Annotated in this window: 10 protein-coding genes; 6 read left to right on the top strand and 4 right to left on the bottom strand. The window is 71.0% G+C overall.

From position 1 onward, the window contains the following. Positions 1 to 9: 9 nt before the first annotated feature. From OG948_RS37470 to OG948_RS37450, 5 genes are all read left to right on the top strand, one after another. Entirely contained in the window at positions 10 to 7143 is a 7134-nt protein-coding gene (locus OG948_RS37470) for a type I polyketide synthase (RefSeq protein ID WP_406300876.1), read from the top strand. Next, a complete protein-coding gene (locus OG948_RS37465) occupies positions 7143 to 7865 on the top strand; it encodes a class I SAM-dependent methyltransferase (protein ID WP_331769441.1) in 723 nt (240 codons plus the stop codon). Before OG948_RS37470 ends, OG948_RS37465 begins: the two co-directional genes overlap by 1 nt. 611 nt (positions 7866 to 8476) lie before the next feature. Next, positions 8477 to 8719, top strand: a complete 243-nt coding sequence (locus OG948_RS37460; protein ID WP_331769440.1) for a hypothetical protein — start codon at positions 8477 to 8479, stop codon at positions 8717 to 8719. Between the two features lie 870 nt (positions 8720 to 9589). After that, on the top strand, positions 9590 to 10393 hold the full coding sequence (locus OG948_RS37455) for a CAP domain-containing protein (RefSeq protein WP_406300503.1): 804 nt from the start codon (positions 9590 to 9592) through the stop codon (positions 10391 to 10393). 776 nt (positions 10394 to 11169) lie between these two features. Next, positions 11170 to 11439 (top strand): hypothetical protein, encoded by a 270-nt coding sequence (locus tag OG948_RS37450; RefSeq protein ID WP_406300501.1) that lies wholly within the window; start codon positions 11170 to 11172, stop codon positions 11437 to 11439. A gap of 170 nt (positions 11440 to 11609) precedes the next feature. Here OG948_RS37450 and OG948_RS37445 read toward each other — a convergent pair whose 3' ends face one another. Together OG948_RS37445 and OG948_RS37440 are read right to left on the bottom strand one after the other, a co-directional pair. Beyond that, positions 11610 to 12626, bottom strand: a complete 1017-nt coding sequence (locus tag OG948_RS37445; protein ID WP_331769438.1) for an aminotransferase class I/II-fold pyridoxal phosphate-dependent enzyme — start codon at positions 12624 to 12626, stop codon at positions 11610 to 11612. After that, a complete protein-coding gene (locus tag OG948_RS37440; protein WP_331769437.1) occupies positions 12623 to 13963 on the bottom strand; it encodes a radical SAM protein in 1341 nt (446 codons plus the stop codon). Before OG948_RS37440 ends, OG948_RS37445 begins: the two co-directional genes overlap by 4 nt. Positions 13964 to 14643: 680 nt before the next feature. On the opposite strand from OG948_RS37440, the gene OG948_RS37435 reads away from it, so the two are divergent. Further along, positions 14644 to 15288 (top strand): RDD family protein, encoded by a 645-nt coding sequence (locus OG948_RS37435; protein ID WP_331769436.1) that lies wholly within the window; start codon positions 14644 to 14646, stop codon positions 15286 to 15288. Between the two features lie 115 nt (positions 15289 to 15403). Here the strand turns inward: OG948_RS37435 and OG948_RS37430 are convergent, their stop codons facing one another. Next, positions 15404 to 16372: a phosphotransferase gene (locus OG948_RS37430; protein WP_331769435.1), complete on the bottom strand. Its 969-nt coding sequence runs from the start codon at positions 16370 to 16372 to the stop codon at positions 15404 to 15406. Positions 16373 to 16453: 81 nt separating this feature from the next. Continuing rightward, a complete protein-coding gene (locus tag OG948_RS37425) occupies positions 16454 to 16993 on the bottom strand; it encodes a winged helix-turn-helix domain-containing protein (protein ID WP_331769434.1) in 540 nt (179 codons plus the stop codon). Positions 16994 to 17035: the final 42 nt, after the last annotated feature.

The following is a 17035-nucleotide window of genomic DNA, read 5'->3' as shown; positions in this document are numbered from 1 at the left end:
TTGCACATGGTGACGGACGACCGGATTCGGTACTACCTCAAGCGGGTCACCGCCGACCTGCACGAGACACGAGCGCGCCTGCGGGAGTTGGAGGACGCCGACGCGGAGCCGATCGCGGTGGTGGCGATGGGCTGCCGATTCCCGGGGGACGTGCGCTCGCCGGAGGACCTGTGGCAACTGGTGGTCTCCGGAAGGGACGCGATCGAGCCCTTCCCCCAGGACCGAGGCTGGGACATCGAGGGCCTCTACGACGCCGACCCGGACCGGCCGGGAAAGAGCTACGCACGCGAGGGTGGGTTCCTCGCCGACGTGGCGTCGTTCGACGCGGGCCTGTTCGGAGTGAGTCCACGCGAGGCGCTGACGCTCGACCCGCAACAACGTCTGCTCCTGGAGGTGTCCTGGGAGACGTTCGAGCGCGCCGGCCTCACACCGGCCTCCCTGCGGGGGAGCCGCACCGGTGTCTTCGTGGGCACCAGCAGCCAGGAGTACGCGCTCCTGCTGGACCGGGCCCGGGAGAACTTCGAGGGCTACGCGACGGGCTTCCTCGCCAGTGTGTTGTCGGGTCGTCTGGCGTACACGTTCGGTCTGGAGGGTCCGGCGATCACGGTGGATACGGCGTGTTCGGCGTCGTTGACGGCGTTGCATCTGGCGGTGCAGGCGTTGCGGCAGGGTGAGTGCACCCTGGCGTTGGCCGGCGGAGCTTCGGTCATGACGACCCCCGGAATGTTCGTGGAGTTCAGTCGGCAGCGGGGTCTTGCGGTGGATGGTCGGTGCAAGGCGTTCGCGGCGGCGGCGGATGGTACGGGGTGGGGGGAGGGTGTGGGTCTGGTTTTGTTGGAGTGTTTGTCGCGGGCGCGGCGTCTTGGGCATCCGGTGCTTGCGGTGGTGCGGGGTTCGGCGGTGAATCAGGATGGTGCGTCGAATGGTTTGACGGCGCCGAACGGTCCGTCGCAGCAGCGGGTGATTCGGCGGGCGTTGGCGTCGGCGCGGTTGTCGGCGGATTTGATCGACGTGGTGGAGGCGCATGGCACCGGTACCGCGCTCGGTGATCCGATCGAGGCTCAGGCGCTGTTGGCGACCTACGGTCGGGAGCGTCCGGCGGATCGACCGCTGTGGCTGGGATCGATCAAGTCGAACATCGGCCACACCCAGGCGGCGGCGGGCGTCGGTGGCGTCATCAAGACGGTGATGGCACTGCGCCGGGGCATTCTGCCGCCCACCCTGCACGTGGACGAGCCGACCCCGCACGTGGACTGGGCCGCGGGCACGGTGCGCCTGTTGACCGAGGCGCGGGACTGGCCGCGGACCGGCCGGCCGCGCCGGGCCGGGGTGTCGTCCTTCGGGATCAGCGGCACCAACGCCCACGTGATCCTGGAACAGTCCCCGGACGACACGTTCCCCGCGCCCCTCGTCGCATCGACCGCCGCACCGACCGCCGCACCCGTCGCGGCCGACGGCTCCGCCGACCGAGCGGACGACCCCGCGCGCAAGCTCGTCGAGGGCGACCGTGCGCAGACCGGGCCGCTGCCGTGGCTGATCACCGCGAGGAACGGTCGGGGGCTGCGGGAGCAGGCGGCCCGGCTGCGTGAGCACGTACGTACCCGCCCGGACCTGGCGTCGGCCGACGTCGCGCACTCGTTGCTCACCTCGCGCACCCTGTTCGACCACCGAGGCGTGGTGCTGGCCGACGACCGGGACGCGTACCTCGTGGGCCTCGAAGCCATCGCCGAGGGGAAGAGCGCCGCCGGTGTCGTCACGGGCGTCGCACGCGACCCCGGGAAACCGGTGTTCGTCTTCCCCGGCCAGGGCGCCCAATGGGAGGGCATGGGAGCGGACCTGTGCCGCGACTCGGCGGTCTTTCGCGAGCGGCTGCACGAGTGCGCCGAAGCGCTCGCGCCGCACGTCGACTTCTCGCTCGTGGACGTCGTCCGCGGCGCCGAGGGCGCGGCCTCGTTGGACCGCGTGGATGTGGTCCAGCCCGCGCTGTGGGCCATGATGATCTCGCTCGCCGCCCTGTGGCGCTCGCACGGCATGGAACCCGGCGCCGTGGTGGGCCACTCCCAGGGCGAGATCGCCGCCGCGTGCGTCGCCGGTGCCCTGTCCCTGGAAGACGGGGCGCGCATCGTGGCAAGGCGCTCGCGCCTGGTCGCCGAACGCCTGGCCGGCAGCGGGGGCATGGCGTTCCTCGGCCTTCCGGCGGACCGGGCCCGCGACCGGCTCTCGGCATGGGGAACACGCCTGTCCGTCGCCGCGGTCAACGCCCCCGGGTCCGTCGTGGTCTCGGGCGACGCCGAGGCGCTCGACGAACTCCTGGACGCCGCCGAGCAGGACGGCGTGCGAGCGATCCGCGTCGCGGTGGACTACGCCTCGCACTCGGCCCAGGTCGAGGCACTGGAGGCCGAACTCGTCACGATCCTCGCCGACATCGCCCCGCAGGCGGCCGCGATCCCGTTCTTCTCGACGGTCCTGGGCGGCCCCGTCGACACCTCGGGGCTCGACGCCGCCTATTGGTACCGGAACCTGCGCGAGACGGTCCGCTTCGACCCGACCGTGCGCGAACTCCTGGCGGCCGGGCACCACACCTACGTGGAGATGAGCCCACACCCGGTGCTCGCGGTGTCCCTGCACGAGATCACGGAAGGCGCCGCGAGTCCCGGGAGCGTCGGCGAAGGCACGGTGTTGACGTCGCTGCGGCGCGACGAAGGGCACCTCGGGCGTTTCCTCACCTCCCTCGCGGAGGCGCACGTCCAAGGCGTGCCGGTGGACTGGTCGGCCCACATCGGAGGGCGGGCCCGCCTGGTGGACCTGCCGACGTACGCGTTCCAGCGCCGCCGTTACTGGCCCGACGCGCTGCCCGCCGCCGCCCCGATCCGGGAGAGCGACGACAGCGCGGCGGCCGTGTTCCGGCAGCGCCTCGCGGAACTGCCCGACAGCGGCAGGGGGAACCTGGTCCTGGAGACGGTGTGCGAGCATGCCGCCGCCGTGCTCAACCGCGGCTCCGCGGCGGACGTCGACGTCACCCAGGCGTTCACCGACCTCGGGTTCGTCTCGATGACGGCGATGGAGATGCGCAATCGGCTCGCCACGGCGACCGGTGTCCGCCTCTCCCCGGCGGCGGTGTTCGACCACCCGACGGCCGAGAGGCTGGCCGCGCACCTGCTGGCGCGTCTGACCGGCGCCCCCGAGCAGGTCGACGAGCCGGCGACGGCCGCCGCCGCCGAGCCGATCGCGATCGTCGCGATGGGTTGCCGCTACCCCGGTGACGTGACCTCGCCCGAGCAACTGTGGGACCTGGTCGCCTCGGGACGGGACGCGATCTCCTCCTTCCCGAGCAACCGCGGCTGGGACACGGCGGGTCTGTACGACCCGACCCCGGGCCGCCCGGGCCGCACCTACGTCCGCCGGGGCGGTTTCCTGCACGACGCCGACCGGTTCGACCCGCTCCTGTTCGGTATCAGCCCGCGGGAAGCACTGGCGATGGATCCGCAGCAGCGCCTGCTCCTCGAGGTGACGTGGGAGGTCCTCGAACGCGCGCGGCTGGCCCCCGACGCCGTCGCCGGCAGCCGCACCGGGGTGTTCGTGGGGGTCAGCGGTCAGGACTACCTGCCGCTGCTGACCGCCGATCCCGAGGGCGGCGCCGGCTACCTGATGACCGGAACCTCGACCAGCGTCGCCTCGGGGCGGGTCGCCTACACGTTCGGCCTCGAAGGACCGGCGGTGACCGTCGACACCGCCTGCTCGTCGTCCCTGGTCGCCCTCCACCTGGCCGTCCAGGCGCTCCGCCAGGGCGACTGCACGGCCGCGCTGGTGGGCGGGGCGACGATCCTCTCCACCCCGGGGGCGTTCCTCGAATTCAGCCGCCAGGGCGCACTGGCACCGAACGGGCGATGCAAGGCGTTCGCCGCGGAGGCGGACGGCACCGGCTGGGGCGAGGGCGTCGGCGTGCTCCTGGTCGAACCGTTGTCGGCGGCCCGAAACGCCGGACACCCGGTCCTCGCCGTGATCCGCGGCACCGCGATCAACCAGGACGGGGCGAGCAACGGCCTGTCGGCACCCAGCGGACTCGCCCAGCAGCGCGTGATCCGGCAGGCCCTGGCCCACGCGGGGCTGACCGTGCGGGACGTGGACGCCGTGGAGGCCCATGGCACGGGCACCACGCTCGGCGACCCCATCGAGGCGGAGGCCCTCCTGGCCACATACGGGCAGGGCCGGCCGGCCCACGCCCCCCTGTGGCTGGGGTCGCTCAAGTCCAACATCGGCCACACCGCCGCCGCGGCCGGGGTGGGCGGGGTGATCAAGACGGTGATGGCGATGCGCACCGGCGTGTTGCCGCCCACCCTGCACGTGGACGAGCCGACGCCGCACGTCGACTGGACCTCGGGTGCGGTGGAACTGCTCACCGAGGCCCGACCGTGGCCGGATACGGGTCGGGCCCGGCGAGCCGGTGTCTCGTCCTTCGGGATCAGCGGGACCAACGCGCACGTGATCCTGGAGCACGCACCGGACGACGCGGACGCGGTGCGTGAACCCGAACCGGCCCCATCGGGCGCGGGGCCGGCGCAGCAGACGTCCGGCGATCGGCATGCGCAAACACCGCCCCCGGGTTCGCCGCGGCACGCGCCGGACCGGTTCGCCACGCTGCCCACGGTGCCGTGGGTGTTGTCGGGCGGGACCTCGGACGCGCTGCGTGCGCAGGCCGGCCGGTTGCTCCGGTTCGTTCGCGAGCGCGCGGAACTCGCACCGGTCGACGTCGCGCGTTCCCTGGCGGCGACCCGGGCCGGCCTCGCCCACCGCGCCGTGATCCTCGGCCGGGACCGGGATGCCTTGCTGGAGTCGCTGGCGGAACTGGCCCGGGACGGATCCGCGCCGGGGCTGGTCCGGGGCATGGCGCGGGGCCGGGACCGGGTCGCGTTGCTGTTCTCCGGTCCGCCGCGCGAACCGGTGGCGGAACGAGCCGGACTCGTGGGGGAGTTGGCCGCGCGGATCCCGATGTTCGCGTCGGCCCTGGACGAGGCCGATACCGCGATCGCGGCGCGGCTGGACCGCCCGCAGGGCGAGGTTCCACCGCGGCACGGCGAGACGCCGCAGGACCCGATCCCGGCCCGGGTCGCGCTGTTCGCCGGGGAGGTGGCGCTGTTTCGGCTCCTCGAACACTGGGGGATCGAACCCGGGCTGCTGCTGGGGCGATCCGTCGGTGAGGTCACCGCCGCACACTGCGCCGGTGTGCTGTCCTTGACCGACGCGGCCGCACTCGTCGTCGCCCTCGGCCGGGCGTCGGAGTGCGCGGCGCAGGTCGACCCGACGGTGTCCGACGACTCGGCGGGGGAGGGCGTGCGACGGGCCGTCAAGGAACTGACCTTCCGCCGGCCGCTGACCCCGCTCGCCTCCGGCCGCACGGGCCGGCCGGTGGCGTACGAGGAGCTGTCCTCGCCGGAGTACTGGGTGCGGCTGATCGGGGACGACGGCGCGCCGACCGACGCCGTGCGCGGGCTCGGGTCGCAAGGGGTGTGCATCGGCCTTCGGATGGGGGCCGACAACACCTTCGCGGAGCGTGTGGGGCCCGGCGCCGCAGCTCCAACGGACGGTACCGAGGACACGAACGGCACGGGTGGCGCAGACGCCGTGACCGCCGCGGACGCCGTGACCGCCGCGGACGCCGTGACCGCCGCGGCCGAGAACGTCACCGTTCTGCCGATGCCCGGGCCGGAATACGGCACCGAACTCGGCGCGTTCCTGGGCGCGCTGGCCCATCTGCACGTCCGGGGCGTTGCGGTGGGGTGGGACAGGATGCTCGCCGACTGCGGTGCCCGCCTGGTGGATCTGCCCACGTACGCGTTCGGGCGCGAGCGATACTGGCCCGAGGGCGGCGGTCCGACGATGGGCGCGGCCCGGCCCCCGGGCGAGTACGGTCCGGCGCGGCCGGACCGGGGCCGGGAGATCAGGGAGCGCCTGGCGGCCGCGAACGGGGAGGAACGGGAGCGATTCGTCGTCGCGTGGGTTCGTACGCACGTGGCCGCGGTCCTGGGCCTGGCGGACCCGGAAGCCGTCGACGCCGATCGGCCGCTGCCCGAGCTGGGGTTCGACTCGCTGACGGCGGTGGACCTGCGCAACCGCCTCGGCGCGGACACCGGCCTGCGCCTGGCGCCCGGCCTCGTCTTCCGATACCCCACGGTCGCCTCCCTGGCCCGGCACCTGGTCGCGCGATGGGAGGAAACGGGGCCTGCGGGCGACGAGGACACCGGCGGCGCGGAGCCGGCACGTGCCGGGACGGGCGGGGCCGGGTTCACCCTCGGCCCCCTGTTCGCCCGCGCCGGTGACATGGGCCGGACCGACGAGTTCGAGGAACTGATGCGACACATCGCCCGATTCCGTCCCATCTTCGACAACCCCGACGAGCGGTTCCGGCCTGCGCACGTCAGGCTGGCACGCGGCTCCGCGGCCCGCCTCGTCTGCTTCCCGACCTTCGCCGTCGGCTCGGGAGCATCCCAGTACGCCCGACTCGCGGCCGCTTCCCGAGGCGAGCACGACGTCTGGGTACTGCCGGTGCCCGGTTTCGGTCCGCACGAGTCGCTGCCCGCATCCGTGGACGTCTTGGCACAACTCCAGGCGGACGGTGTCGCGCGGTGCGCCGACGGCGGTCCCGTGGTCCTCCTCGGCTACTCCGCGGGCGGCTGGATCGCCCACGCCACGGCGGCTGCTCTCGAAGCACGCGGAGCCGGGCCCGACGCCGTCGTGCTCCTGGACAGCCATTGGCCACGCAGCGCGATGCTCCGACACCTCCACGCCCGGATCGAAGCGGCTCGCAGATCCGGAACATCGGACGAGCCGTGGACACAGGAGGCCGAGGACGACACCCACCTCACGGCGCTGGCGCACTACACCGGTCTGTTCCAGGCGTGGACCCCCGCAAGGATCGGCGCGCCGACGCTGCTCGTACGGGCCGCGGAGGCAGGCTTCGACGACCCGCCGCAGGACTGGCGGCCCCGCTGGCATCTGCCGCACACGGCAGTCGACACGCCCGGAACGCACTTCTCCATCATCCGTGAGCACAGCGCCCCCGTGCTGCGCGCGGTGGGCGACTGGCTCGGCGGTTCGCATCGAGACCACGACAGCCAACCACCCCGAGGCACCCAAGGAGCATGATGACGTCCGACAGCACCAGCGACAACAAGCCTCTCGAACGCCTCGACGACAAGCCGCTCGACCACTTCGACCAGGCCGTCCTCGACGGGCAGGCCGGATACTCGAAACCCTTCCTCAACCTCTACGACCTCGTGGTGTATCGAGGCACCGCACCGCTGTTGTGGCGCTGCCCGCCGACGGTCTCGCGACGCCTGTACGACACCGGCGTGGGTGCGCGCCACATGGACATCGGCGTGGGCAGCGGGTACCTGCTCCACCACGCGCGGTTCCCGGTGCCCGACCCGCGGATCACCCTGGTCGACCTCAACCCCAACTCCCTGGCCCACACGGCACATCGCCTGCGCCGCTACCAGGTCGCCACGGTGCGCGCGAACGTGCTGGAGCCGCTGCCCGTACCGGACGGCTCCCACGACTCGGTCGGGATCAGCTATCTGCTGCACTGCATCCCGGGAAGCCTGCGGGAGAAGGGGATCGTGCTGGCGCACGCCGCGGCCGTGGTTCGCCCCGGAGGCGTCGTCTTCGGCACCACGGTCCTGTCCGGCGGTGTCCCGGTGTCCCTCGCCGCCCGCAAGGCGATGCGGTTGCTCAACAAGCAGGGGGCGTTCCACAACGACGGCGACACACTGGACGACCTCCGTGCGCAGCTCGATCGGCACTTCGATCACCACGAACTGTCCGTCCGCGGCTGCGTCGGCATCTTCCGCGGCTGGACGGCCGACTGACCGAGCTGCCACGGACACCTCCGATACCGGCAAGAACTCGCCCGCGATCATGAGCCCGGTCGTACGGGATCCGACGGTCGCCCTTCGATCGCCGATCGTGAACGAGCAGGCCTCGTGTTCCCAGCAAGGACCCGCGCGCCCACCGCAAGGCCCGGCGAGCCGAGCGCGCGTCCTGCGGAAGCACGTGGAACGACACCGGAGTCGTCTTCACCACCGAAGACGGCTCCTGGCTCCAACCGAGCTGGATCATCAAGGAGTCCAATCGCCTGGTGGTCCTGTTCGACATGCCTCCGATCAAGCTCCACGGCCTGCGCCACGGAGCCGCGACCCGGGAGTCGGCCATCACCGGCGACCTGCGCGCGGCCCGACTCCTGCTTGGGCACTCCAGCCTCGTCGTTACCACCGCTACGTCCACGGCACGTACGGTGTCGACTGGTATTCCGCGTTCGGCTGGGAGGGTGGCACGCGGTCGTGGGACGGCCCGCAGGTTCGGGTTCGTCTCCGCCGGCGGCGGCAAGTGGTTCTCGCAGGGCCTGCGCCGGCCGCGCCCGGGGACCGGGTCGACGTGTACATCCCCAAGGTCGGCTACGTGGGCGTCGGCGAGGTCTGCGGTGACCCGGCGCCGTTCACGGGGGGCGGTGGTCGGGGACGGCTCGGTGCGCCTGGCCGAGCAGCAACTCGTGGGGAACTACCGCCACGTCGGGGACGAGACCGATCCCGACGTGGCCCGGTACGTCCTGCCCGTGCGGTGGCTCAAGACGGTCGACCGCGGAGACAGCGTGACCGCCAAGGGCGTAGTCGCCCGCCGGCACCCCATGTGCCGGCGAGCAACGCAGCCACGCTCGCGATCCTGAACGCGGAGTTCTCCCCGGAGCGCACCACCACCTGAATGCGCGGCCTGCCCGGTCGGGTGCGGATGCGTGCGTGGTCCGGGCGGCTGGGGGTGGCGTGCTTCGACGTCCGAGAACGGGGCGAACCACCGCCGCAGGTCCTCGTCGGGGGCTCGGCGGGTGGTGAGCAGGTGTCGCCGCGCCGGCAGGCGTCCACTGGTAGTCGGTGGGGTCGGTGGGGTCGGCGGGGAGGCCGGCGGCTTCGTCGGTGACCGGTCGGGGTCCTCGTCGCGGGTGGCCTCGGCGTCGGCGAGGGCCAAGCCGTGGTGTTCCGCCGGCGGGGGAAGGGAAGCCGGCCGCGTTCGAGGTTGCGATCAGGTCGTCGACGGCGGCGGCGGCCAGGTTCCGCCGCCACGGAGTGTCGCCGTCCCACGGAATGCGGCGCACGATGCCCACGGCACATTCCGACCACTGCTGAAACAGTGACATGCGTCACGGGCGCGCGAGTGACCGCGGGAGCGTCACGCTCTCCGAACCTCGCCTACTTGTCGCGCTTTGTCCGACTGGAGACAACCAATCCGCTTCTCGGCCGAATTGAGCATCCCAACGAACGGGAATCCCATGCGTCATTTTCGATGGCCAGAGCCGTTTCCGATCGCCGATCACCAATTTCGCACCACCCGGTGACCACGCCACAGGCATGACTGTCCGCCCCGAGTCAAGCCCGCCGTCCGGCTCCGCCTCGCAGGCGGGCACCGGTACTTGCGAGCCCGTTCCCGGACTTCCAACAATGGCGGCCCGCCGGCGTCCGACGGCTCCGGCAACAGGACGCTACGCCGAAACCAAGTGAGGTCACGCATGCGGAAGCACCGTAGGACGCAATACAAAAAGAAGATGGCCATAGCCGCCGCCACCCTGGGCATCATCGGCGTACCCACCGCCGCAATGGCCTGCATAGCCCCCCAGGGCCCGGGCGCGACGAAGAACGTCGCGGGCGCGACGAGGAACGTCGGCAACCAGAGCACGCACCCGTCCTCCAACCGGCCCCTCCCCGGCACACCGGTCCCCAATGGGACGGAGAGTGCGGCCGATCCGACCGGGGGAACCCAGCCGACCGCGAAGACCACTCACACTCCGCACAAGCGGAAACCCACCGGGACGAGGAAGCCCCCCACCGCAACGACACCGACACCGCCTGCCGCGACCCGGCCGACGAACCCGGTCGGCAAGCCGACCACCGAGGCAAGCAAGCCCCCCACCCCGACGACACCGACCACACCGGCCGACACGCAGCAAGCGACCACCCCGGCCGTTCCGCCCTCGGGCCCCGCCGCCGAGGTGGTGAGCCTCGTCAATCAGGAGCGCGCCAAGGCAGGATGCCCGGCACTCACCGTCAACACGAAACTGACGGCCGCCGCCCTGCAACACAGCCAGGACATGGCCGCCCACGCCAACATGTCGCACACCGGCTCCGACGGCTCCGACCCGGGCGAGCGCATCACCCGCGCCGGCTACACCTGGACGACCTACGGCGAAAACATCGCCTACGGCTACAGCACGTCCCAGCAGGTCATGACCGGCTGGATGAACAGCCCCGGACACAGGCAGAACATCCTCAACTGCTCCTTCAAGGAGATCGGCGTCGGCCTCGCGGGCACGAACTCCTACTGGACGCAGAACTTCGGCACGGCCCGCTGACATCACCGGCCCGCCAATACCGCCGGCCGGTTCCCAACACCCACAGCACCGGCCGGCGGACGCGGATCGCCCACGGCGCGCACCGCGGCTCGCCGCACCTCCCGGCGCCCCACCCCGCCCGGCACGCCGCTCCCGGACCTCGGGCCGGGAGCCGCGGAAGTTCCACGTCTGCCACGGCACGGCCCGGCCGGGGTGAGCCGATTCGGCGCGGCGGGTCCTCCCAGGGCCGCCGCAGGTCGTCGGCGGGCGCGCTGGAGAGCCGCGGGTGGCGGCGATGACGATCCAGGTCCGCAGGTCGGCTGATTCGCGGTCGCGGAGCCTGGGGGCGGTCCAGCCGAGGGTCCGCTCGAACACACCGAACGCGCGATGTCGAACCTACGCGGGAACCACTGCCTGCACCGGTCGACGTCGGCGCCGGTCGCGTCGGTCCCGAACCACCACAACCGAACCGGTCTCGGGTCGCCGCCGGGCAGCTGGTCAACCGGGAGCCGGATCACCGCCCCCGAGATGATCGGGAGCTCCCCCGTGAAGCCTCCCGGGCGCATCGGCGGGTAAGTGAGGCGTGGAGTCGGTCCCACGCGGTCGCGTTCGCGGCGCCGTAGCAGGTCGTGGTGGTCGTTGTCCTGGCTTGCGGCCCGCCCCAGGTAGCCGGTTGACCGCGGACACCGCAGTCCGTTCCAGACCTCCACCACGTCGAAGCCCCGGAAGGGGAACATGAAGTCGCCCGACGGACAGGGCGCATGCGGGTGTGCGGCCACGCACAGCCCTCCGACTCGATGGACCTGATCCAGACACTGATCGATCAACCCGTCCCCGACCTGGTGGTTCCAGTCGATGACCTCGCCGGCTTCGATGCCGAGCGTCAGCCGGTGCCCGGTCTTCGTGGTCGCTTCCTCACCAGGAATGATCAAGAATTCATCGGTAGCCGGGTGCCCCCACGGACCGGATTCCGCAGCCAAGTTGTGCTCCGTCGTCGCCATGAAGTCGAGCCCGGCAGCGCGCCCCGAACGGCCAACTCTTCAGGAGTGAGTTCCCCGTCCGAGTGAACCGAGTGGACATGGCAGTCCCCGCGGTACCAAGCGGCCCCACGCCCGACCGCCCGCGTCGGCGGGAAGCTCAAGTTCGACAAGGTCCTCCCCCCATAGTCCTGTCGAGCCAACGCACAACCAGAGCTACCAGTTCCGTCGCACCACTGACGGCCAGGTCCTCCGGTGGTTCATCGTGCCGCCGCCGGCGTCGGGCCGAAAGCGTCGGCAAGGCTGGTCAGGACGGAGCCGGACCAACTGCTCTCCCCGAACACGCCGACGGGCATGGCGAGCACGCCGCACTCGCGCCGGAGCGTCTCCGCCGGGATGTCAACCGGGAAGAAGTAGTTGCCGGGACACGTCCGGCTCGCCGTGGGAATCGCCCCGAGCACTTCGTCCGGCAACCGTTCGAACAGCCGCTCAGCCCGTGCGGCCAGTTCGTCGGCGACCTGCCGGGGCACGTCGCTGTGCTCGGTCAGCAGACGGTCGGCGAGCCGCAGCTGTGCCGACGTCGGCGGATCCGCCCGGAACGCTTCGGCCAATTCGGCTTGCGCCGGACCCAGCAGGACCACGCCGAACGTGCGTGGCCACAGCCATCCCTTGGTGACCGAATGCAGTAGGACCGCACAACCGGTGTCCAGCAATCGCCGTGTGCCGGCAGCGAGCGGGGCTCCCAGGTCGTAGACGCTGTCGATCAGCAGGCGGCGGCGTGGTGATACCCGCAACCACGAAATCACCGCGGCGCACTCGGCATCGGACAGGTATCGGCCGAGTGGCTTGCTGGGATTGGCGAGCAGCAGGTATTCGGGCCGGTGGTCCGCCGGCGACCTCGGCAGGGCCGGCGCCGGTAGCGTCGGGTAGGACGCGGGCGCCAGGCCCGCAGCGCGGGCCAGCTCGAGGTAGACCGGGTACACGTCGCTGGGCAGCCACAACCGCGCTTGCACGGCGCGCAGCCAGTGGAACACCACGTCGAGCCCGTGACGGACCCCTCGACAGACCATGGCGTGGCCGGACCACTCTTCCGGCAGCTCGAAGCGCCGCAGCCAGGCACGGGCGAGATCGCACCGGTGCACCGTGCTCAGGTCGGTCGGCGGTTCCGGTCGCATCGGAGCAAGTGCCCGGTACACGTTGGTCTCTGCGGCGTCCAGAAGCGACGTGGAAGCACTGAGTTGCTGCTGCCGGAATTCCTGGAACTCGTCGAACCTCATGCCGTTGCACCTTCCAACAGGATTTCGCTGGCCCGGTCTTCCAGGGAGGCGTAGCAGCGTCCGTCGGCCATGACGTTCCAGCTGCGTGCGATCCCGTTGGTGCGTTCCCAGAGCAGGCTGGGTTCGGTGTAAGCGGCGATCCGCATCGGCCGTCCGTCCCAGCTGCCGTGGTAGACCGGCGCGCCCCAGGGCAGGCGGCTCGCCGGTTCGAGGCCGTGCTGCTCGGCGAATCGGGTGACGATGGACAGCGAAACCTGGTGCTCTCGGCTCCAGAGGTTGGCGGCGCGGTCGAAGTAGAGCGACTCGGTGCTGGTGGATACGTAGAGCTCTTTGAAGCAGACTTCCTCGACACCGAGAGCCGCGGCCCACGAAAGGTAGTCGGCGACCTCCGCCGCGTCGGCGACGCCGCCGTGCTGGAGCACGCAGATCAGCCTCATCCGCAGCCCCGGCCAGCGGTCACGTCCCACGCGCCAGGTGTCGATCACAGAGCTCACCGGCGTGCGCAGCATCATCAGCCGCTCGCTGACGGCGTCGTCCTGATGGTGCCGGGAGACCGCCAGCACGCTCAGGCCTGCGGCGCTCAGGGATGCGAGGCGGCCGGCCCGGTCGGCGTGCCGGCCCTTCGCCAGGGTGTGCGCGTTGGTGATCAGGACGACCTTCGGGAAGGCCGCCGAGCAGGCGGACACCAGTCGCAGCTGCTGTTCGAACGGTATGAGCGTGGGCTCCCCGCCGCCGGTGATCACTGCACGCTCGGCACCCGCCGCACGGGCGCGCTCCAGCCAGTGGGCGACCGCGTCCCACGGGACCCGTGCCGGTGCTTGGTCGCTGGAGATCGAAGCCGAGGAGAAGCAGAACGAACACCGGGCTTGGCAGGCGGAGGCGACCGGCAGAAGCGAAACCGAGCGCGGTCGCGTGTCGGCGTAGCGATGCAGTGCCGATCCGTGCAGGTGCAGGGAGGCCGCCATCGCATCCTCGACGGTTGTCGGGCGCAGAGTGAACTCGTCGCCTACCTGGTCGAGTTCGTGGACTGCCGACAACCGGATGCGAGCCTCGTGCAGTTCCGTGCCCAGGCCGGTCGACACGTTGGGCACCAGCTTGTCGGGGTCCACCGTGGTTTCCAGCACGAGCAGCCGATCTCCCGGAATGGCCAGACGGTCCAGCAAGCGTCGCGCCTTGCCGATGCCGATTTCCAACTCCGCACGGGTCAGCAGGTGGAACCGGTCGGGATGGGTACTCTCCGGAATTCCCGCCTTACCGTAAGCGAACGCGTACTTGTCGAAGCCCTTCGCGAAGTTCGACAGCACGATGACGTGGAAGCGCTGGTCACTATGATTCATCCCGTCATCATGCATGAACGGACCCCGGAGGACATGGGCCGAACTGCAGGCGGAACGTGGTGTCCCGATCCGATCCGTCGTCGACGACTCGCGCGTGATCTGCACGGGAGTTGGTGTGACCACCGGGACCACCTCGGCGCCGAGGCACGGAAGATGCAGCCGTACGCCCAGAGAACGCCCGTCGAGAGCGACGACCGATGGACCCCCGTGTCCGACGACACACGAGAAACCGAATCGACGCTGCACGGGCAACTGGTGCGCGAGTACGAAAGTTGTGCTCGACCAGTCCCACGATTCCGGCCTCCGTACCGGATCAACCCTGAGGACAGGATTGAGGCCAGGCCTCGCGCACGTCCTGTGAACTGGGGAAACCCGTAGAAGTCCGGGCTCGGTTCGATGCCGGTGGATAAGCGAGCCAATCCTCGCTGATGTCGGTGCTTCGTTGCTTCCGTGGTTTTTCGGACCGGTTGTTCCCTTCCGGGGTTTCGCCTCCCGGCCGGGAGCGCGCTCACGCCTGAATAACCTCTATCAATCGCCAACCGGCCGGGGTAAGTTGCCGCCGTCAACGGGATCCCGGGCGGGTGGGGAAGACGTCGCCGCCCGTCCCGGGCACCGCGCGTCGATTCGCCTGGATCCGTCTTCTTCGCGTGCGCGGCACGCAACTTTCCAGGGAGTCCCACTTGTCTCCGGCATCCCCTTACGACCGGCCTGCCTCCGAGGCGGCACCGAGCCACGAGCCGGCACCCGACAACCCTGCCGCCGGCTACGACCAGGCCGGCCCACCCATGTCCCGGGGGCACCTGCCGGGCGGGGGTTTCGACTACAGCAGCTACAACTTCGGCCACGGCGTTCCGCAGGACCTCGGTGACTACTGCGCGAGCTGGGGTCGGCGCGCCGGCGGTTACGTGATCGACTGCGTGATCTTCACCCTGGTCATGGCGCCCATGTACGGCGGCGTTCTGTGGGTGGGAAACAAGACCACGGAGTACGAGGACGTCGACGGCACGATCACCACCGAGTACGACGGCGGTTCGGCACCGATATCCCTCATCGCGGCCGGTGCCGCACTGGTCCTGCTGTTCGCCCTCTGGCAGTGCCACCGCCAGGGCAAGACCGGACAGACGATCGGCAAGAGCGTCGTGGACATTCGCGTGGTCCGCATCCGGGACGGGCAGCCGACCGGCTTCTGGCTGTCCTTCGGGCGCTACTTCGCACACATCCTCGACACACTTCCGTGCTACCTCGGCTGGCTGTGGCCGGCGTGGGACGACAAGAAGCAGACGTTCGCCGACAAGATCTGCTCGACCGTCGTGATCAACAACTGAACGAGGGCTGCGTCGGCGCGCCGCGAACAGCGCGCGCCGACGGCGCACCGGGCCGCGGCCGACTGGGGTTGAGACCCGCGTCGCTCGTGCCACTGCAGAGCCGGCACCACACCGGTCAGGGGGTCATTCCCGCCTCCGTCTCGTCCGCGGCGCGGTGGGCGAACTCGCTTTCTCCGCACCCGAGATGGCGCCGGACGGTAGTGAGTGTGGACTGCCTGCCGGGGGTTGCCTGCCGCGGTCGACGGTCGGCGCGGGTGTGGTGGCGATCCGGTGGCGTTCGGCGGTGAGGTCGGGCACACCGCGCCGGTCTGCGCGCCGGGGGCATGAAGTCGGGGGTGTAGCCGCCGATTCCGGGCCGGAGCGCGGCTGTTACCGCGAGGCGGGGCCGATTCAGGGCCGCAAGGACGTGCGCGCGGGACTCGGTGCCGGCGGGCGCGGCGCCGCTGCGGACTGCGGGTGGGGCGCGACGCCGGCTTGAATGAGCGACGACACGGCGAAGCGCGTGTCCGCGAGCGTGTCCGCGGTCAGGGCTGTCGTCGGGTGTGACGTGGGGGCCGACGAAGCGTGGGGTGGAGGGACCCGCGTCGGTCCAGGCCCAGCGCAGGGTGGCGCCGAGGCTGTAGATCTCGGCGGCGTCGGTGAGTTCGACGTCTACGTCGGGGACGGTGGTGAAGAGCAGGCGGGCGATCTCGGGGGCGATGGCCTGGTCGCCGCCGCCCCGGTAGGGGCCTCGCAGCGGGAGCAGGTCGCGGTGGTGGGTGAGGTCGTGGTCGATGAACTCGACCCCGGCCTCGAACGCGAGGTGGGCTCCGGTTCCCGTGCCCGCGGCCGTGATCAGGACGTTGCCGGGGTGCAGGTCCCCGTGATGCCACCCGGCCGCGTGCCACCTGCGAAGGAGGGCGAACGCGCGGTCCGCGGCGGCCCGCAATCGGGGTGCGGCGTCGGCCGGGTCCTGTCGATGCGCGGCGCACCACTGCCCCAGGGTGAGCCCCCGATGTCCACGAGAGGGCGGTCCACACCCCGCCTTCCAGACTCCGGACTTTCGTGAACGCCCTTTCCTGAAGCCCGCAAGGTCACCGGACACCTCCGGTCGTTGTCGAGTGCTTGGCGTTACCGGCTGTTCCGCTGGTCCCCACGGCCGTAAGGGCTTGTGAGGTTGGTGCCGCTAGGCGGAACCGGTGGTGCCGGTGGGCGGAGCCTGTTGATAGAGCGCCACCAGCACGCCGTGGACGGGCTGGGCCTCTGTGTTTTCCTCGGCCTCGTCGACCAGGTTGGTGAGGGTCTCGCCGAGTTCTCTCGCCTGCTCGGGGCTGAGACGCACGTGGCGCAGTGTCAGGGTCTCGGCGGGTGAGCGGTCCAGCTCCTGGGCGAACGCGGCGAGCATGGCGGCGGTGCCTGCCGCTTGGGGTTCGGCGACGACCATGTGGCGGGCCGTGCGCTGGTGGTACTGCTCGGTACCGCCGCGGACCCGGCGGGTCTCGGCGATGTGGACCAGCCCGGCTTCGCGGAGCACTTTGAGGTGGTGGGCCACGTTGCCCTTCTTCGCGTCGAGCTGCGCCGCGAGCCGGCTGATGGTGGCGGGCCGTTGGCCGAGGGCGAAGAGCAACCGCTGACGCAACGGGTGGGCGAGCGCCGCGAACTGCTCAGGCGCACCGATCTCCAGGACATCCTCAGGAGGCGGCGGGTAGGAAGGCTGATCACGCATACCGAAAGTGTCTAAACTTATTGACGCTTTCGCAAGGGCAGT

The sequence above is a fragment of the Embleya sp. NBC_00888 genome (assembly GCF_045207655.1).
Classification (GTDB): Bacteria; Actinomycetota; Actinomycetes; order Streptomycetales; family Streptomycetaceae; genus Embleya.
This window is presented reverse-complemented; position numbering and strand designations above follow the sequence as displayed.